Below are 18,419 nucleotides of genomic sequence, written 5' to 3' on the forward strand. Positions count from 1 at the left end.
GGCGGATGCGGCCTCGACAAGCCCCTGCGGCGGTGTAGATGAGGCGTTCGGGTTGCCGCCTATTGCGTTGCTCATGGTGCAATATGTTTCGCTGTATGAAACTATATTGTATGGGTTGAAACGTTTTCGTAAAGTCTTGGCAACGCCTGGGAACAAGGCGCGACAGGCCCATCACAACGGAGACAAACCATGCCAACTTTCTCGCTGACCCGGCGCGCCCTGGGCGCACCTTTGTCCATCGCCCTGCTGGGCATGGCGGTTCTGGCCTTTTCTGCCGGCACTGCGCAAGCGCAGTCCGGCTACCCGACCAAGCCAATCCGCCTGATCGTGCCGTTCCCGCCCGGCGGCGGCACCGACATGATCGCGCGCACCGTGGCGCAGAAGCTGACCGAGCAGCACAAGTGGAATGTGGTGGTGGACAACCGCCCTGGGGCGGGCGGCAACCTGGGTGTGGATACCGTGGCCAAGTCGGCGCCCGATGGCTACACGCTGGTGATGGGCCAGACCAGCAACCTGGCCATCAACCCCTCGCTGTATGCCAAGCTGCCCTACGACCCCTTGAAGGATCTGGTCCCGGTGGCGCTGGTGTCGTCGGCCCCCATCGTGATGGCCGCGCCCGCCAACTCGCCTTACAAGACGTTCGCCGATGTGGTCGCCGCCGCCAAGGCCAAGCCGGACGGCATCACTTTGGGTTACTCCGGCAACGGCACCGTCGCCCATCTGGCCGGTGAACTGGCAGAGAACGCCGCCGGCATCAAGTTGCGCCACGTGCCCTACAAGGGCGCGGCCCAGGCCATGACCGACCTGGTGGGAGGGCAGATCGACCTGTACATGTCGGCCGTGCCCACGCTGTTGGGGCAGGTGCGCAATGCCAAGCTGCGTGCGGTGGTGATCACGTCGCTCAAGCGATCCGACCAGTTGCCGCAGACGCCCACGCTGGCCGAGTCGGGCTACAAGGATTTCGAGGCCGCTTCCTGGTATGGCGTGCTGGCCCCGGCCGGCACGCCCGCCCCCATCGTGCAGCAGTTGAACAAGGCCATCAACCAGGCGCTGGCGCAGCCCGACGTGGCGGAAAAGCTCCGCTCCGAAGGCGGTGATGTGCTGGGCGGCACCCCCGAAAAGTTCGGCGCGCTGCTGAAGTCCGAAGTGCCCCGCTGGGCCAAGATCGTCAAGGACTCGGGCGCCAGCCTGGATTGACGCGGCGCCCCGCAACGCCTTATTTCCCACGCCCATCGAGCCCTCGCCATGCACTGCGAAAGCTTTGCCACGCCTGTGCGTTTCTCGGCCGGTAGCGCCGAGCCGCGCACGGTGCTGCCGAAAGACGCCTGCGACTGCCACGTGCATGTCTATGACGGCCGCTTTCCCGCTGCACCGGGCGCCAGGCTGCTGCCGCCGGACGCCTCGGCGCAGGACTACCGCGCGCTCCAGCAACGCATCGGCACCGCGCGCACCGTGCTGGTCACACCCTCGACCTATGGCACCGACAACCGCTGCATGCTCGAAGGCCTCGCGGCGCTGGGCCCGCAGGCGCGTGGCGTGGCGGTGATCGACGGCGGCGAGAGCGACGCCCAACTGCAGCACCTGCATGACGCCGGCGTGCGCGGCGTGCGCCTGAACCTGTCGCTCGGCGTATCGGGCACCGTGCAATCGCTGATGCCGCTGGCCTGCCGCATCGCGCCGCTGGGCTGGCACCTGCAATTGCTGATGGCGCCGGATCTGCTGGCGACGCAGGGCGACGTGCTGCGCCGGCTGCCCGTTCCATTGGTCTTCGACCACTTCGGCCGCATTTCGCCGGCGCAGGCCGGGCAACATCCCGCACACGCGCTGCTGCAGGACCTGCTGCAGCGCGGACAGGCGTGGATCAAGCTGTCCGGCGGCTACATCGTGAGCGAACACCACTCGCCCGAAGACCCCGCCCTCGATGCGCTGGCCGCGAGCTACCTGCGCTGCGCGCCCGAGCGCGTGGTCTGGGGCAGCGATTGGCCCCACGCCACCGCATCGTCCGGTGCGCACCCCATGCCGGACGACGCCCGACAGGTGGATCGGCTCGTCGACTGGGCCGGCCAGACCGGCGATGCGGCCATCCTGCATCGCGTGCTGGTGGACAACCCCGCCGCGCTGTACGGCTTCACGCCGCCTTCCTCTTTCGCCTGACCCACAAGAGACAAGCCCATGACCACCTCGATCCCTTCTTCTCCAAAGGCCCGGCTCGCACGCCGCAGCCTGCTGGCCACCGCAGGCGCCGCGCTGCTCGGCCCGCTGCTCACCTGCCCCGCGCTGGCGCAGGGCGACTGGCCTGCCGGCAAGATCATCACCTGGGTGGTTCCGTACCCGCCGGGCGGCAGCACCGATGTGCTCGGCCGCAATGTGGCGCAGCGCGTCGGCGCAGCGCTGGGCACGAACGTGATCGTGGACAACAAGGCCGGTGCCACGGGCACCATCGGCGCGGCGTTCGTCGCCAAGGCGCCGCCGGATGGCTACACCCTGCTGGGCACCTCCATCGGTCCCCAGGCCATCGCGCCGCACCTCATGGGAAGGCTGCCCTATGACCCGATCGGCGGTTTCGAGCCCGTGATCACCATCGGCACCATTCCGCACATCCTCGTGGTCGGCGCCAACCAGCCGTTCAGGACCGTGGCCGATCTGGTGGCTGCGGCCAAGGCACAGCCCGGCAAGCTGGCATTCGCCTCCGGCGGCAACGGCACCATCCTGCAGATGCAGGGGGAGTTGCTGCAGCAGCAGTCGGGCGCGCGCTTCATCCACGTGCCTTACAAGGGCGACACCCCGGCGCTGCAGGACACGCTGGCTGAACAGGTTCAATTCATGTTTGCGCCTGCCGCGGCTGCATTGCCGCATGTGCAGGGGGGCAAGCTGCGCGCGCTGGCCGTCACGTCGGCGCAGCGCCTGAAGTCCCTGCCGTCCGTGCCCACCATGGGCGAAGTCGGCATGAACGACTTTGTCGTCGAGCAGTGGCAGGCCGTGTTTGCACCAGCCAAGACCCCCGCCGCCATCGTGCAGCGCCTGAACCAGGAGATCGGCAACGCGCTGAAGGACCCGGGCGTGGTCGCGCTGGCCGACAAGCTGGGCGTCACGCTGGTCGGCGGCACGCCCCGGCAACTGGGCGATCTGCAGAAGGCCGACTCCGCCAAGTGGGCCAAGGTCATCCAGGACAGAAACATCAAGGCCGAGTGAGGTCGCTGCAGGCCAGTGTTTTCTTCCGTTTTTCTATTTCTTCCCAACCCCGCTGGAACCACCATGAGCCAACTCCCAGAAGTCATCCGTGACATCGAGCGCGTCAGCGCCGAGGTCGTCGCCAAGGCCGCGACCTTCCAGGCCGCCATCCTGTCCGATGTGGCAGGACGCCGCGGCACCATGCATGCCCGCGTGGCGCCCGTCCACCAGGACATGAAGGTGGCCGGTCCCGCCTTCACGGTCGAAGTGCGCCCGGGCGACAACCTGATGATCCACGCGGCCATCGCGCTGGCGAAACCGGGCGATGTGCTGGTCATTGACGGCAAGGGCGACCAGACCGCCGCGCTCATGGGCACGCTGATGCTCAGCGCCTGCAAGAAGATCGGCCTGGCCGGCGTGATCGTGGACGGTGCGATCCGCGACAAGCTGGAACTGCTGGAACTCGGTTTTCCGGTGTTCAGCGCTGGTTTCAATCCTGCCGGCCCCACCAAGTACGTGCCGGGCCGCATCAACCATCCCATCTCGGCCGGCGGCGCAGTGGTGAACCCGGGCGACCTGGTGGTGGGCGATGCCGATGGCGTGGTGGTCATCGAGCGTGCCAAGGCGCCCGCCATGATGGCGCTGGCCGACAAGAAGGTGGCCGATGAGGCCGCGCGCATCGAGGCGATTGCCCGTGGCGATACGGCCTCCAAATGGCTGCCCGCCGCGCTGCGCGCCGCCGGCGTGCTGAAGGAAGGGGAATCGCTGTGAGCGCCATCCTCGTGACCGGCGCCGATCTGGCGCAGCAGGCACTCGACCTGCTTCAGGATTTCGAGATCGTGTATGCCGGCAAGACACCCACCGAAGACGACCTGGTGGCGCTGTGTCGGCAGCATGACCCGGTGGCCATCATCGTGCGCTACGGCAAGGTGGGCGCCGCCGTGATGGACGCGGCGCCATCGCTCAAGGTGATCTCCAAGCACGGCAGCGGCACCGATACCATCGACAAGGTGGCCGCCAAGGCCCGTGGCGTAGAGGTCGTGGCCGCTGCAGGTGCCAACGCCGCGGCGGTGGCCGAGCAGGCGCTGGCCCTGTTGCTGGCCTGTGCCAAGTCGGTGGTGCAACTCGATGCCCGCATGCACGCCGGCCACTGGGACAAGGCCACGCACAAGAGCCTGGAACTGGGTGGGTGCACGGTGGGCCTCGTGGGCCTGGGCGCCATTGGCCTGCGCTTCGCCAGGATGGCCGATGCGCTGGGCATGCGCGTGATCGGCTTCGATCCCTTCGCCAAGGACCTGCCGGCCTTCGTGCAGAGCGTGGACCTGGCGACGATCTGGCGCGAGTCCGACGCGATTTCGCTGCACTGCCCGCTGACCGACGATAACCGCGGCATGCTGAATGCCGCCACGCTGGCACAGTGCAAGCGCGGCGTGATCGTGGTGAACACCGCGCGTGGCGGACTCGTCGACGAACCTGCCCTGCTGGCTGCCGTGCGATCGGGCCAGGTGATGGCGGCGGGCCTGGACAGCTTCGCCGTGGAGCCCATGGTGGCCAACCACCCGTTCCAGGGCGAGCCACGCTTCATCCTGAGCCCGCACATCGGCGGCGTGACGGGCGATGCCTACGTGAACATGGGCGTGGGGGCTGCCAAGAACCTGCTGGAGGTGTTGGCTCGCGCCCCGGCTGCCGTTGCCGCAGCCTCGTAACCAAGACCCGAGGCTGGGCACGCCAGCGTTGCGTGTCCGCTTTTCCCCGACCGGTGTGGGATGCCGGTTGCGCCGGAACAAGAAGCCGCCGCCAGTGCGGCCCCTGACAGGAGACATTCAATGAGCGAGAGTTTCGAAACCAGAATGCTGGCAGCGCCGGTGCGCAAGGCGCTGGCGGTTGCGCTGTGCATGGTGTCCGCCACCTGTTTCGCGCAGGCCGGTGGCTATCCTTCCAAGCCCGTGAAGCTGGTGGTGGGATTTGCGGCAGGCGGCCCCACCGACGTGGTGGCCAGGGCGTTTGCTGACCACGCCAGCCGCGCGCTGGGCCAGCCATTCATCATCGACAACAAGCCGGGTGCCAACACCATCCTGGCTGCACAGGCGGTGGTCAGCGCGCCGGCCGATGGCTACACGCTGCTGTTCGGTGCGACCAACCACACGATGATTCCCGGGCTGTACAGCAACCGGGTGAAGTTCGATGCGGTGCGCTCCTTCCGTCCGCTGTGCACGGTGGCGACCAGCCCGACGGTGCTGGTGGTCGGGCCGGGCTTGCCGATGAAGTCGTTGGCCGATTACATGGCCAAGGCCCGCAAGGAGCCCGGCCGCATCACTGCCGGAACGGCTGGCATCGGCAGCTCGGGCCACTTCGCGACCGAGATGTTCGCCCGCGCCAATGGCCTGCAGCTCAACCATGTGCCTTACAAAGGCGCCGCACCGGTGGTGACGGACCTGATGGGCGGCCAGCTCGACAGCTCCTTCGCCACGCTGGGCTCGGTCCTGCCGCAGATCCGCAGTGGCAAGCTGGCGGCGTTGGCGGTGGCGTCTCCACAGCGTTCCGGCCTGCTGCCCGACGTCGCCACCTTCGCGGAATCGGGGGGTGGCAACTACTCGGCCGACGCATGGTACGGCGTGCTGGCGCCCGCCGGCGTTCCCGAGCCGGTCGCGCAGGCGCTGGAACGCGTGGCCGCTGACTTCGCCAAGAGCGAGGTTGCTGCCGAGAAACTGCGTGGCCTGGGATTGGACGCCGAGTCCACCTGTGGCGCTGCCTTCGTGGCGCGGGTCGGGCGTGAAGTGGCCACCTATACGCAGATTGCCCTCGACCTGAATCTCAAGGCCGACTGACCACCGGCGTGCCTTCCAACGCAACTGTCCTGGGCCCGCGCCGCGTGGCTCGCGGCGGGTTGCGGTTGCTTTTTCTCTGTCGCTTTGCCATTCGAACCAGGAGACCTCATGCGTGCTTTTGTCATCTCCCCCCTGATCGCCGCCTGCGCCCTTGCCGCCACCGTGGCACAGGCCGCTTTCCCGGACCGTCCGATCACGATCGTCGTGCCCTACGCCCCGGGTGGTGCTGCCGATGCCGTGGCCCGTGTGCTGGCCACGCGCATGGGCGCCCGGCTGGGTGCCAGCGTGATCGTGGACAACAAGGCCGGCGCCAGCGGCACGATCGGCGGGAGCTATGTGGCCAAGGCCACTGCCGACGGCTACACCATGCTGTACGACGCCACGCCGTATTCCATCAATCCGCACCTGTTCCCCAAGATGCCTTACGCCAGCACGGCGTTGCAGCCGCTGTCCCTGGTACTGCTGGCTCCGAACGCGCTGATCGTGAAAGCCGACTCGCCCTTCAAAAACGTGAATGACCTGATCGCTAAGGCGAAAGCCGAGCCTGGCAAGCTGAACTTCGCGTCGGGCGGCAGCGGCACCGTGCAGCGGCTGGCGGCGGAGCTGTTCCGCCAGAAGCTGCAATTGGACATGGTGCACGTGCCCTACAAGAGTGGTGGCCCCGCCATTGCCGATGTGATGGGCGGGCAGGTGGACTTCATGTTCGGCACCATCGCGGCCTCGTACCCGCTGGTGTCGGGCAGCAAACTGCGTGCACTGGCGGTATCGGCCCCCGAGCGGTCCAAGCGCCTGCCCGATGTGCCCACGGTGGCCGAGACCGTCATTCCCGGCTATGAGGCCTATGAATGGAACGGCGTGTTCCTGCCTGCGGGCACGCCCGAGCCGGTGGCCGCCAAGCTGCAGCAGGCACTGGTCGAGGTACTGAAGGAAGACGAGGTGAAGCAGCGCCTCGCGGATCTGGGCGCCCAGGCGATCGGTTCCACGCCCGCGGAGTTCGTCACCTTCCTCAAGAAGGAAGACGCCAAGTGGGGCGAGGTGGTACGCAAAGGCGACATCAAACTGGACTGATGGGCACCATGCACCTGCCTGTGATTTCCGCACCAGTGCCGCATTCCATGGGCGTGAGCCGCCCGTTGCGCTTGCTGCCCGCGATGGCATGCGACAGCCACATGCACATTTTCGATCCGCGTTTTGCACCGTCGGTGCACTGGAAGCGCTTGCCCCCCGATGCACCGGTGGCTGCCTACCGTCGGCTGCAGCAGCGCCTGGGCACGGCGCGTTCGGTGGTGGTGACGCCTTCCACCTATGGCACGGACAACGCCTGCACGCTGGATGCCCTGAAGCAGCTCGGCGACATCGCGAGGGGCGTGGCGGTCGTGGGCACGAACGTGAGCGATGACGAGCTGGAACACCTGGCCGCGCGCCGCGTGTGCGGCCTGCGGGTGAACTTCGTATCGCCGCAGTCCTGGGGTGCGACCACGCCCGAGATGCTCACCACGCTGGCGAGCCGGGTCGCGCGCCATCCGCACTGTGGTGGCTGGCACATCCAGGTCTTCGCGGATGCGGAGCAGATCGTCGCACTGCGGCCGGTGCTGCAGGCGTTGCCCGTGCCGCTGGTGATCGACCATCTGGGCCGCATCGACCCGGCGGAAGGCCCGTCCGCGCAGGCCTACGGCGTGCTGCGCAGGCTGCTCGACGGGGGCAACACCTGGGTCAAGCTCTCCGGCGCCTACATGCGTTCCACGGTGCGAGGCCCGAGTTACGCCGACACGCTGCCTCTGGGCCGCGCGCTGGTGCAGGCCGTGCCCGAGCGGCTGGTATGGGGCAGCGACTGGCCCCACACCACCGAGCCGCCCGGCACGGTGAACGATGCCGATCTGGTGGATCTGCTGCAAGCCTGGACAGGGTCCCATCCCATGGCAATGGACCGCATCCTGGTGGACAACCCTGCGCAGCTGTACGGGTTCGAAGCCGTCTGAAAATCGCATTCCGTTTACCGTCCTGGCCCAGGATTTCGCCGGGACGGGCCCTTTTTCAAAGAAAGCCGATCCCATGTTCTTGCTACAGGCCCCACAGGTCCGTGAACTGGAGCCGTTCACCTCGTTGCCCGATGCGTTCCGCCGCCGGGCGCGCAGCGCATGGGCCGATGCCAACCGCGGCGGCACCATCACCGATTCATTCCTCGAAGGCCCGGTGTTCGATACCGCCGGCCACCTGTATGTGACCGACATTCCATGGGGGCGCATCTTCCGCATCGACACGCAGGGCGGCTGGAGCCTGGTCGCCGAGTACGACGGCGAACCCAATGGCATGAAGTTCCTGGACGCCGGCACGTTGCTCATCACCGATTACAAGAACGGCCTGGTGCGACTGGATGTGGCGAGCGGCACCATAACGCCTTACCTGGAGCGCCGAAACAGCGAGCGCTTCAAGGGCGTGAACGATCTGGTGTTCGATGCCGAAGGCAACCTGTACTTCACCGACCAGGGGCAAAGCGGCCTGCACGACCCGTCGGGCCGCCTGTACCGCCTGCGTCCGAACGGCCAGCTCGATCTGCTGCTGAACAATGTCCCCAGTCCCAACGGCGTGGCACTGTCGCCGGATGGCCGCGTGCTTTACCTGGCCGTGACGCGTGGCAACTGCGTGTGGCGCGTCCCGCTGTTGCCCGACGGGAGCGTGGCCAAGGTGAGCCAGTTCTTCACCTCCTACGGCCCGAGCGGCCCGGACGGACTGGCGGTGGATGCACTGGGCCGTCTGCTCGTGGCCAATCCCGGTCTTGGCTGGGTCTGGGTACTCAATGGCCGGGCCGAGCCGGTGCAGGTGCTGCGCGGTGTGCCGGGAAGCTCCACCACCAACATGGCGTTCGGCGGAGCCGACCTGGCCAAGCTTTATGTGACCGACTCCACCCACGGGCGCATCCTGTGTACCAGCATGGACGCACCGGGGCTGCCACTGCACGCGGACGCAGCGCGCGGCGGCTGATCTGACAGAGCCAGGAGGCGGGGCAGGGCGTGCAGTGGAGTGCAGTGAAAAAACATGCGGCGCCCGCTTGCCGCGCGCTCTTTGATGAGGAGTCGGTCATGGCTGATCATTTCGAAAAACTATTCCAGGCATGTGATTAATTGCCTTTTCCGGCGGGAGTCTTTTCTCTAGCATTCACCCATCAATCAGCCGCAAGAGGAATGCCCCATGAGCCAAGAGACCAAGTGCCCGTTCCATGCCGCCGCCGTCAATGGTGGAACCCTCAACAAGGACTGGTGGCCCAACCAGTTGCGCGTGGACCTGCTGCATCAGCATTCGTCCAAGTCCGACCCCCTGGGCAGCAGCTTCAACTACGCCGAAGAGTTCAAGAAGCTCGACTACGAAGCCCTGAAGAAAGACCTGCGCGCGCTCATGACCGACTCGCAGGACTGGTGGCCGGCCGACTTCGGACACTACGGCCCGCAGTTCATCCGCATGGCGTGGCACGCCGCCGGCACCTACCGCACGGGCGACGGCCGTGGCGGTGCGGGCCGTGGGCAGCAGCGCTTCGCGCCGCTCAACAGCTGGCCCGATAACGTCAACATCGACAAGTCGCGCCGCCTGCTCTGGCCCATCAAGCAAAAATACGGTCAAAAAATTTCCTGGGCCGACCTGCTGGTGCTGACCGGCAACGTCGCGCTGGAAACCATGGGCTTTCGGACTTTCGGCTTCGCCGGCGGCCGTGAAGACACGTGGGAACCCGACCTGGACGTGTACTGGGGCAGCGAGAAGACGTGGCTGGGCGGCGATGCCCGCTATGGCAAGGGCACTCCCGGCGACGGCACCTTGGTGGCCGACCCCGCCATGCACGGCCAGGAAACCGACCGCACGGACAGCCAGGGGCGGAACCTGGAGAACCCCCTCGCCGCGGTCCAGATGGGCCTGATCTATGTGAACCCGGAAGGCCCCGAAGGCAATCCCGACCCGATCGCCGCCGCGCACGACATCCGAGAAACATTCGGCCGCATGGCGATGGACGACGAGGAAACCGTGGCCCTGATCGCCGGCGGCCACACCTTCGGCAAGACCCATGGGGCCGGTGCCGCCGACCATGTGGGGGCTGAGCCCGAAGCCGCAGGCATCGAGCAGCAGGGCCTGGGCTGGGCCAGCAGCTTCGGCTCCGGCAAGGCCGGCGATGCGATCACCAGCGGCCTGGAAGTGACCTGGACCACCACGCCCGCGCAGTGGAGCAACAACTTCTTCGAGAACCTGTTCAAGTACGAATGGGAACTCACCAAGAGCCCGGCCGGCGCGCACCAATGGCAGGCCAAGAACGCCGAAGCCATCATTCCCGACGCGCACGACCCCACCAAGAAGCGCATGCCGACCATGCTGACCACCGACCTGTCACTGCGCATGGACCCGGCCTATGAAAAAATCTCGCGCCGTTTCCTGGACAACCCCCAGGCCTTCGCCGAAGCCTTCGCGCGGGCCTGGTTCAAGCTCACGCACCGCGACATGGGGCCGCGCGCGCGCTACCTCGGCCCCGAAGTGCCGAAGGAAGTGCTGATCTGGCAAGACCCCGTTCCCGCGGTGGACCATCCGCTGGTCGATGCGTCCGATGTGGCGGCCCTCAAGGCACAGGTCCTGGCCTCCGGCCTGTCGGTGTCCGAACTGGTGGGTACGGCCTGGGCTTCGGCATCCACCTTCCGCGGTTCGGACAAGCGCGGCGGGGCCAATGGCGCCCGCATCCGCCTGGCGCCGCAAAAGGACTGGGACGTCAACCAGCCGGCGCAACTGGCCCGGGTGCTCCAGGTGCTTGAAGGCATCCAGAGCGACTTCCATCGCGGCGCCGCAGGGGGCAAGCGCATCTCGCTGGCCGACCTGATCGTGCTGGCAGGTGCGGCGGGCGTGGAGCAGGCGGCCAAGAGCGCGGGCGTCGAGGTGACGGTACCGTTCTCCCCGGGCCGCACCGATGCGCGGCAGGACCAGACCGACGTGGAATCGTTCGCAGTGCTCGAGCCCGTGGCAGACGGTTTCCGCAATTACCAAAAGCGCCGCTACAGCGTGCCTGCCGAGGTGCTGCTGATCGACAAGGCCCAGCTGCTGACGTTGACTGCGCCCGAGCTGACGGTACTGATCGGCGGGCTGCGTGCGATCAACATCAATGCCAACGGAACCCGCCACGGTGTCCTGACCGCAACGCCTGGCGCGCTCACCAACGACTTCTTCGTCAACCTGCTCGACATGGGCACAGAGTGGAAGGCATCGGCCCAGGACGCCGGGGTGTTCGAAGGCCGCGACCGCAAGACCGGCGAGGTCAAGTGGACCGGCACGCGCGTGGACCTCGTGTTCGGCTCCAACGCCCTGCTGAGGGCGCAGGCCGAGGTGTATGCCGGGGCGGACGCCAAACGCAAGTTCGTGGACGACTTCGTTGCGGCCTGGACCAAGGTCACCGAACTCGATCGCTTCGATCTGGCCTGACCTGCCGCGTCGGCTCTGCTGAGCCGGCGCGCTTTCTCCGGGAAAAGCCCGCGGCTTCGACGCCGCGGGCTTTTTCGCATCCGCGTGCGGCAAAGGAGCCCTTTTGGGCGCGGGGAAGGCCTGCGCGCCCTAAACTTGCTGCATCGCACAAAAAGCGGGAGATGGAATGCATTTCGACATCGTGATCGTTGGCGGCGGCGCGGGCGGCCTGGAATTGGCGGCACGCCTCGGGCGGGGCCTGGGGCCCCGGGTAGGGCGGGAAAAGGTGCTGCTGGTCGACCGCAGCCCGTTCCACATCTGGAAGCCCACGCTGCACGAGGTGGCCGCCGGCACGCTCGATGCGCACCAGGAAGGGCTGTCCTACACCGTGCTGGCCCGGCGCAACCATTTCAGTTTTGCCATGGGCGAGATGGCGGCCCTCGACACCGAGCGCAAAGGCATCACCTTGTCGGAGATTCGCGATGCGCAGGGTGAAGCCGTGGTGCCCCGGCGCACCGTGAGCTACACGCGCCTGGTGCTGGCGATCGGCAGCGGCTCCAATGCCTTCGGCACGCCTGGCGTGGAGCACGCGTACCTGCTGGAGAACGTGCGCGATGCGCAGCGTTTCCATGCCGACTGGCTGGCCGCGTGCGCCCGTGCTTCTTTCTCCGAGAGCCGTGCGCTGGGCGTGGCCATCGTGGGCGGTGGGGCGACCGGGGTGGAACTGTCGGCCGAACTGCTGGAGGCCCATGCCGAACTGCAGGAAAGCATGGGCGATGGCCAGCGCTTTCGGCTCGACATCACGCTGGTGGAAGGCGGCCCGCGCATCCTGGGTGGCCTGCCCGAAAAGATCTCGGCCCAGGCCCGGCTGGCGCTGGAGCGCAAGCAGGTCAACGTGCGCACCGGCACGCGTGTGACCGAGGTGCGCCGTGGCGCGCTGGTCACCTCCGAAGGCAGCATTCCCGCCGAAATGATCGTGTGGGCCGCGGGCATCAAGGCTGCTGATGCCAATGCCCGCATGGGGCTGGCCGTGAACGGTCTGAACCAGTTCGTGGTGGACGACCGCCTGCGCACCTCGGTGCCCGGCGTCTATGCATTCGGCGACTGCGCCGCCTGCCCGTGGGAGGGAGGCAAGACCGTTCCGGCGCGGGCCCAGGCCGCGCACCAGCAAGCCGACTACCTGGCCAAGGTGCTCGGCGCGATGCTGCGCGAGCGCGAAGTGACCGAGGCGTTCGTGTACCGCGACTTCGGCTCGCTGGTGTCGTTGGGCGATAACAAGGGCGTGGGCAACCTCATGGGCGGCCTGATGGGACGCAACTTCTTCGTGGAAGGCCTCATCGCGAAGTGGATGTACATCTCCTTGCACTTGAATCACCACCGGGCCATCCTGGGCCTGGGCAAGACGGCTGTGCTCGCCCTGGCGCGGCTGCTGCAGCAGCGCGTGTCCGGACGGCTGAAGCTCCACTGAGCGCGTGGCTGCAAGGAGCTGGGCAGGCATGCCGGTTCCGACCCGGCCGCCCGCCACCGTCCTGCGGCCCGCTTGCGCGCCTTACTTGGGGGTATAGGTGATCTTCGTTACCTCGTAAGTCGAGGGCCTGCCGTTGGAGCTGGACGTGGCGATCTTGATCGTCCGGCCCTGGTAAGGGCCTTCTGCGACCACCCAGGTCTGGAAGTTGGCCACGACGCGCCCGGTCGGCCCCACCGTGACGAAGTCGTTGTTGAATTTGCAGACGTTGAAGGTACCCATGGCGGTCTGCAGCGACTCCCTGCCCACGTACGTGAACTGGTCTTCCACGGTTTCCGAATAGGAGCTGGGCGCCGAGCCCGCCTTGGGCACGATCGTGAACTGGTTCTTGTGGTCCCGCTGGACGGTCTGGCCGGGCTGCATGTCCAAGGGCGTGGACACGGGTGGATCGTAGACCTGCGTCAGTACCTGGGTGGACGTGTCGGAGACAACGCCGTACGCCAGTTCGCTGCTGGCCGTGCGGTCGCGGAACAGCCGGTTGTTGCCCAGGGAACCGGTGGACTGCGGCGTGAACATGACTGGTTTCGCGCCGGCAAAATCCTGCCGGCCTCCGGTCGTCGTGGTGCTGGTGGTCGTGAGGTCGGGTTGCCCGTCCATCTTCGTGAGGCCCTCTTCGATGAGCACCGTTCCTTCGTTGAAATCCGCCGCGTTGTAGCAGGCGGCGGAACTCCCGCTCGAAGGTGCGGGTGCCGGCGTGGGGGCCGGTGCTGGAGCGGGTGACGGTGCCGGCGATGGCGATGGCGATGGGGCTGGCGTGGGCGCTGGAGCTGGGGTGCCGCCGGGCGGCGTGGTCACGTCGCCCCCACCTCCACCACCGCCGCATGCGGTCAGGGACGCGGCGGTCAATGCGGCGAGGGCTGCGAAAGCGGCGGTAGCGCGGAATGAATGGAAACTGGCGGGCATGGGGTCTCGGGATGGGTCGCCGCTCCGCGGCGCCGCGCACCATGCGCCGCACCGCCGACTGGCAGGTTGGGATGTGGAGACGGTATCCGTGGCCTCCTTGCCGCGGTACCCCACCCAGGGAGCGCAGATGAAAGCAAGTGTTAGTAGGGATATCCCTGATGGCCGACCGTCATCCCGCCATGAGCTTTTGCACCAGGTCGGCCGCCGTGGAGGCTGCGTATTTGCGCATGAGGCGCGCGCGGTAGATCTCCACCGTGCGGTGGCTGATGTCGAGCGCACGGCCGATCTCCTTGGAGGTCAGGCCGTCCAGCAGCCGCGCCGCCACCTCGCGCTCGCGTCCGGTCAGTTCGGCCTTGACCGAGCGCTGCGAGCTGAGGTCTTCGAAACTCCAGATGCCCGATTCGTGCGGGGTTTCGCGATTGAGCGCCCGGCCCGATACATGGCACCAGAACACCTCGCCGCTGGCCCGCTTCATGATGCGGTTGTCGGCATAGTGGCCCCGCGCATTCAGGATGGGCTCCATGTGCTTGCCCAGGCGCTCGTATTCGTCCGCGCTGGGATACAGAATCCGGAAAGACTGTCCGATCAGCACCTCGCGCGAGGCGCCGAACATCTCGCACACCTGGCGATTGCAGTCGACCATGGTGCGGTTGCGCGAAATGACCAGACCCACCGGGGCCATTTCGAAAGCGAGGCGGTAATCGGCGACATCCATGGAAGTATTTAGGGAGAACTACGTAGCGGGGTACGTAGTATCGTAGCGGCCATCCAACCTGATGTTGAGGAGTCTCCAATGAACAAGCTTTTTCCCACCGCGGCCGAGGCGCTCAAGGGCGTCGTGGCCGGCGGCCAGATGCTGGCCGTCGGCGGCTTCGGGCTCTGCGGCATTCCCGAGGCGCTGATCGACGCCCTGCGCGACAGCGGCGTCAAGGACCTCACCGTCATCTCCAACAACGCCGGTGTGGACGGCTTCGGCCTCGGCAAGCTGCTGGAAACGCGCCAGATCAAGAAGATGATCTCTTCCTACGTGGGCGAGAACAAGGAATTCGAGCGCCAATACCTTGCGGGCGAGCTGGAGCTGGAATTCACGCCGCAGGGCACGCTGGCGGAGAAGCTGCGGGCGGGAGGCGCCGGCATTCCGGCCTTCTTCACCAAGACCGGCGTCGGCACCATGGTGGCCGAGGGCAAGGAACTGCGCGAATTCGACGGCGAAACCTATGTGATGGAGCGCTCGCTGGTGCCCGATGTGTCGCTCGTCAAGGCCTGGCGCGCCGACAAGTCCGGCAACCTGCAGTTCCGCCTGACCGCGCGCAACTTCAACCCCGCGGCCGCCACGGCCGGCAAGGTCTGCATCGTCGAGGTGGAGGAGGTCGTGGAGACGGGCGACATCGCGCCGGACGATGTGCACCTGCCTGGCATCTACGTGCACCGTATCGTGCACAACCCCAACCCCGAAAAGCGCATCGAAAAGCGCACCGTGACCGCCGCGCCCGTCGATGTGGCCGCTGCCAAGGTCGAGGCCCAGGCCGTGATCGCGCAGGCCGCTGCCACCAGCGAAGCCGTGCCCACGGTGACGGTGCCCGTCAACAAGAAAGAAGGAGCCTGAGATGCCCTGGACCCAAGATCAGATGGCCGCGCGCGCGGCACAAGAACTCGAAGACGGCTTCTACGTGAACCTGGGGATCGGCATCCCCACGCTGGTGGCCAATTTCACGGGCGACAAGGAAGTGTGGCTGCAGTCGGAGAACGGCATGCTGGGCATCGGCCCGTTCCCCACCGAAGACGCCGTGGACGCCGACCTCATCAATGCCGGCAAGCAGACCGTCACCACCATCAAGGGCTCTTCCATCTTCGGCAGCGACCAGTCGTTCGCCATGATTCGGGGCGGCAAGATCAACCTGTCGATCCTCGGCGCCATGCAGGTGAGCGAGAAGGGCGATCTGGCCAACTGGATGATCCCCGGCAAGATGGTCAAGGGCATGGGGGGGGCGATGGACCTGGTGGCCGGCGTCAAGCGCGTCATCGTGCTCATGGAGCATGTGGCGCGCAAGAAGGACGGCACCGAAGACCTCAAGATCCTGCCCCAGTGCACGCTGCCCCTCACCGGCGTGGGCGTGGTGGACCGCATCATCACCGACCTGGCCGTGATGGACGTCACGCCCAAGGGGCTGCAGGTGGTCGAACTTGCGCCGGGCGTGACTTTCGAAGCGCTGCAGGCCAAGACAGGCGTCACGTTGCTGCCGGCCTGAGGCTGTCCTGTCGGCACGCCGGACAGGCGGGCAAGCGGCCCGGGTCTTGATGGCCCAGGGGCTTTCCGGTGGGCCGCCACAGGCAACCGCCACCAGCGCTGCCCAAGCCCGAGGGCAGGCCGTTGCTAGCACAGCAATGGCCTTCTTTGAATAGGTGGAATCGGCTAAATGTCAGCACAAGTAACAAGGCGGCTGATATGCTGGACCATTGCCGCGCGCGCCAGACGGTCGTCTGCACGTGCTGAACCCTGATCTGTGAAGGACCTGCCATGCTGTCGACCCCCGCTTCCGCCTCTCCCCGCCATGCCACGGGTGCCGCCACCAACGCAGCGGAGTACCTCACCTTTCGTCTGGGGCAGGAGGAATACGGCATCGACATCCTGCGCGTGCAGGAAATCCGCTCGTACGAGCAACCCACCCGCATGGCCCACGCGCCGGACTTCATCAAGGGCGTGATCGATCTGCGCGGCGTGATCGTCCCCATCGTCGATCTGCGGCTGAAGCTGCGCTGCGCGCAGGCCGAGTACACCGATTTCACCGTCGTCATCATCCTCAACGTGGGCGGCACGGTGATGGGCGCCGTCGTGGATGCGGTGGCCGACGTCGTTCCCCTGCAGGCCGAGGCCATCCGGCCGGCGCCGCAGTTCCAGGGCGAGGTGGATTCGGCCTTCGTGACCGGCATTGCCAGCGTCGGCGAGCGCATGCTCATCATGATGGACATCGAATCCCTGCTCAGCAGCGCCGAAATGGGACTGGTGCGCTCAGCTGCCGTGGCGTAGCCCGGCGCCAAGGTCAGGAGCGTATGCTATATTTTTTGTAGCGGTATGCCCTAGTGGATATTGCGCTGGATGGGCTTTTGACTCTTGAATCCGGCGGGCGGTGCCGCCGCCGCGGGCTCAGTTCTGGCCGGGGCGGGCGCCTGCGCTTTCATGCGCTTCGGGTCACCGGCCCGTCTTGAACGGGTTGCGCGACTGCAGTTCCTCCAGATACTGCGCCACGCCTTCCCCCTCGCGCTCCAGGAACCGGTCCACCGCCTCGGCAAAAGCGGGATGGGCGAGCCAGTGGGCGCTCGTGGCCTGCACCGGCAGCAGGGCCCGTGCCATCTTGTGCTCGCCTTGGGCGCCGCCCTCGAAGCGCTGCACGCCATGCGCGATGCACCACTGCAGCGGCTGGTAGTAGCAGGCCTCGAAATGCAGGCAGTCCACCCGCTCCAGCGCTCCCCAGTAGCGGCCGAATGCCACCAGTTCCGGGCCTTTTGTGCCTTGTGCCCTAGTATCGCTTGCCCCAACTGCTATCAAACTGCTAGCAATGGGGTGTCCGCCGCGTTCGGCGATGAACAGCACCCAGGCCTCGGGCATGTCGGCGGCCATGCGGGCGAAGAATTCGCGCGTGAGGTAGGGCGGGTTGCCGTGCTCCAGGTAGGTGCGCTCGTAGCAGCGGTAGAAGAAATCCCAGTCGGCTGTCGTGATGTCGGTGCCCCGTATCCAGCGAAACGCCACGCCCGCGTCGGCCACTCGGCGCCGCTCCTGCCGGATCTTCTTGCGTTTGTCCTGCGACAGGCTGGCCAGGAAATGGTCGAAGGATTTGAACGGCCGTTCGCCGGCAGGCGAGGGCGCTTCGCCGCTCGCGTCGGCCATCGGCCCGGCCCCTTCGCGTGCGGACGGGGTTGCCCCCTCGGCCGGTGAGGCGAGCGCGCCGGCGCCGTGCGGGGGCGCCGCGTTCGTCCAATGAAACTGCACCGTGTGCCGCAGCATCAGCCCCGCCGCCTGCGCGGCCTCGACATCCTGCGGGGCGGTGAACAGCAGGTGCAGCGACGACAGGCCCGCCTCTTCGCACCACTGCACCAGCGCCCGCACCAGCGCATGCCGCGCCGCCGCGTCCACGGCCAGCAACCGCGCTCCGGGCACGGGGGTGAAGGGCACGGCCACGACGGCCTTGGGGTAGTAGTCCATGCCGTGGCGCGCATAGGCACCCGCCCAGCCCTGGTCGAACACGTATTCCCCGTAGGAGTGCGGCTTGGCATACACCGCGCACGCGCCCTGCAGCACCTCCTCCCGCCAGAGCGTGCAGAACACGGGCGTCCAGCCGGTTTCCGGCACCGCGCTGCCGCTGCTGTGCAGCGCCGAAAGGTAGGCGTGGCGCATGAAGGGGGTGGCGTGGGGCTGGGTGGCCAGGAGCGCATCCCAGGCATCGGCGTCCACGTCGTCGGGAGACGGGTGCAGGCGCAGAACGTAGGCGGTATCGGCGGGTTGGGACAAGGCGGCGTGCGGTCGTTGGAGGGGGGACGCCATCATGGCCCAAACCGGGCTTCGCCGCCGC

17 protein-coding genes are annotated in these 18,419 nt (G+C 67.0%); 14 read left to right on the forward strand and 3 right to left on the reverse strand.

Annotated features, from left to right (window positions below):
- Positions 1–189 precede the first annotated feature (189 nt).
- The 11 genes from AVME950_RS18275 to AVME950_RS18325 all read left to right on the forward strand — a co-directional run bounded on the left by AVME950_RS18275 (position 190) and on the right by AVME950_RS18325 (position 12,891).
- Positions 190–1,197, forward strand: a complete 1,008-nt coding sequence (locus tag AVME950_RS18275) for a Bug family tripartite tricarboxylate transporter substrate binding protein (RefSeq protein WP_284430902.1) — start codon at positions 190–192, stop codon at positions 1,195–1,197.
- A 48-nt stretch (positions 1,198–1,245) separates the two neighbouring features.
- Positions 1,246–2,154: an amidohydrolase family protein gene (locus AVME950_RS18280; RefSeq protein WP_284430903.1), complete on the forward strand. Its 909-nt coding sequence runs from the start codon at positions 1,246–1,248 to the stop codon at positions 2,152–2,154.
- Between the two features lie 18 nt (positions 2,155–2,172).
- On the forward strand, positions 2,173–3,192 hold the full coding sequence (locus AVME950_RS18285; protein ID WP_284430904.1) for a Bug family tripartite tricarboxylate transporter substrate binding protein: 1,020 nt from the start codon (positions 2,173–2,175) through the stop codon (positions 3,190–3,192).
- Positions 3,193–3,255: 63 nt separating this feature from the next.
- Positions 3,256–3,942 carry an RraA family protein gene (locus AVME950_RS18290; protein WP_284430905.1) on the forward strand — a complete coding sequence of 229 codons (687 nt, stop codon included), beginning with the start codon at positions 3,256–3,258 and terminating at the stop codon, positions 3,940–3,942.
- On the forward strand, positions 3,939–4,877 hold the full coding sequence (locus tag AVME950_RS18295) for an NAD(P)-dependent oxidoreductase (protein WP_284430906.1): 939 nt from the start codon (positions 3,939–3,941) through the stop codon (positions 4,875–4,877). Before AVME950_RS18290 ends, AVME950_RS18295 begins: the two co-directional genes overlap by 4 nt.
- Before the next feature lie 189 nt (positions 4,878–5,066).
- A complete protein-coding gene (locus AVME950_RS18300; protein WP_502869425.1) occupies positions 5,067–5,999 on the forward strand; it encodes a tripartite tricarboxylate transporter substrate binding protein in 933 nt (310 codons plus the stop codon).
- Between the two features lie 108 nt (positions 6,000–6,107).
- Positions 6,108–7,067 carry a Bug family tripartite tricarboxylate transporter substrate binding protein gene (locus AVME950_RS18305; RefSeq protein ID WP_284430908.1) on the forward strand — a complete coding sequence of 320 codons (960 nt, stop codon included), beginning with the start codon at positions 6,108–6,110 and terminating at the stop codon, positions 7,065–7,067.
- A gap of 8 nt (positions 7,068–7,075) precedes the next feature.
- Positions 7,076–7,978, forward strand: a complete 903-nt coding sequence (locus tag AVME950_RS18310; protein ID WP_284430909.1) for an amidohydrolase family protein — start codon at positions 7,076–7,078, stop codon at positions 7,976–7,978.
- A 73-nt stretch (positions 7,979–8,051) separates the two neighbouring features.
- Positions 8,052–8,981 (forward strand): SMP-30/gluconolactonase/LRE family protein, encoded by a 930-nt coding sequence (locus AVME950_RS18315; protein WP_284430910.1) that lies wholly within the window; start codon positions 8,052–8,054, stop codon positions 8,979–8,981.
- Positions 8,982–9,188: 207 nt separating this feature from the next.
- Entirely contained in the window at positions 9,189–11,444 is a 2,256-nt protein-coding gene (gene katG / locus AVME950_RS18320; RefSeq protein WP_284430911.1) for a catalase/peroxidase HPI, read from the forward strand.
- A 166-nt stretch (positions 11,445–11,610) separates the two neighbouring features.
- On the forward strand, positions 11,611–12,891 hold the full coding sequence (locus tag AVME950_RS18325; RefSeq protein ID WP_272569444.1) for an NAD(P)/FAD-dependent oxidoreductase: 1,281 nt from the start codon (positions 11,611–11,613) through the stop codon (positions 12,889–12,891).
- Positions 12,892–12,972: 81 nt separating this feature from the next.
- Here the strand turns inward: AVME950_RS18325 and AVME950_RS18330 are convergent, their stop codons facing one another.
- Both AVME950_RS18330 and AVME950_RS18335 read right to left on the reverse strand, forming a co-directional pair.
- Positions 12,973–13,851 (reverse strand): hypothetical protein, encoded by an 879-nt coding sequence (locus AVME950_RS18330; RefSeq protein ID WP_284430912.1) that lies wholly within the window; start codon positions 13,849–13,851, stop codon positions 12,973–12,975.
- 169 nt (positions 13,852–14,020) lie between these two features.
- Positions 14,021–14,566: a PAS and helix-turn-helix domain-containing protein gene (locus AVME950_RS18335; protein ID WP_284430913.1), complete on the reverse strand. Its 546-nt coding sequence runs from the start codon at positions 14,564–14,566 to the stop codon at positions 14,021–14,023.
- A 78-nt stretch (positions 14,567–14,644) separates the two neighbouring features.
- Between AVME950_RS18335 and AVME950_RS18340 the strand changes: the two genes are divergently transcribed.
- From AVME950_RS18340 to AVME950_RS18350, 3 genes are all read left to right on the forward strand, one after another.
- Positions 14,645–15,457: a CoA transferase subunit A gene (locus tag AVME950_RS18340; protein ID WP_272569448.1), complete on the forward strand. Its 813-nt coding sequence runs from the start codon at positions 14,645–14,647 to the stop codon at positions 15,455–15,457.
- 1 nt (position 15,458) lies between these two features.
- Entirely contained in the window at positions 15,459–16,100 is a 642-nt protein-coding gene (locus AVME950_RS18345) for a 3-oxoacid CoA-transferase subunit B (RefSeq protein WP_284400194.1), read from the forward strand.
- A 269-nt stretch (positions 16,101–16,369) separates the two neighbouring features.
- Positions 16,370–16,879 carry a chemotaxis protein CheW gene (locus AVME950_RS18350; protein WP_284430914.1) on the forward strand — a complete coding sequence of 170 codons (510 nt, stop codon included), beginning with the start codon at positions 16,370–16,372 and terminating at the stop codon, positions 16,877–16,879.
- Between the two features lie 162 nt (positions 16,880–17,041).
- On the opposite strand, the gene AVME950_RS18355 is transcribed toward AVME950_RS18350, so the two are convergent.
- Positions 17,042–18,391, reverse strand: coding sequence for a GNAT family N-acetyltransferase (locus tag AVME950_RS18355; protein WP_502869426.1), 1,350 nt, complete (start codon positions 18,389–18,391; stop codon positions 17,042–17,044).
- Positions 18,392–18,419: the final 28 nt, after the last annotated feature.

The organism is Acidovorax sp. SUPP950 (genome assembly GCF_030158935.1).
GTDB lineage: Bacteria > Pseudomonadota > Gammaproteobacteria > Burkholderiales > Burkholderiaceae_C > Paracidovorax.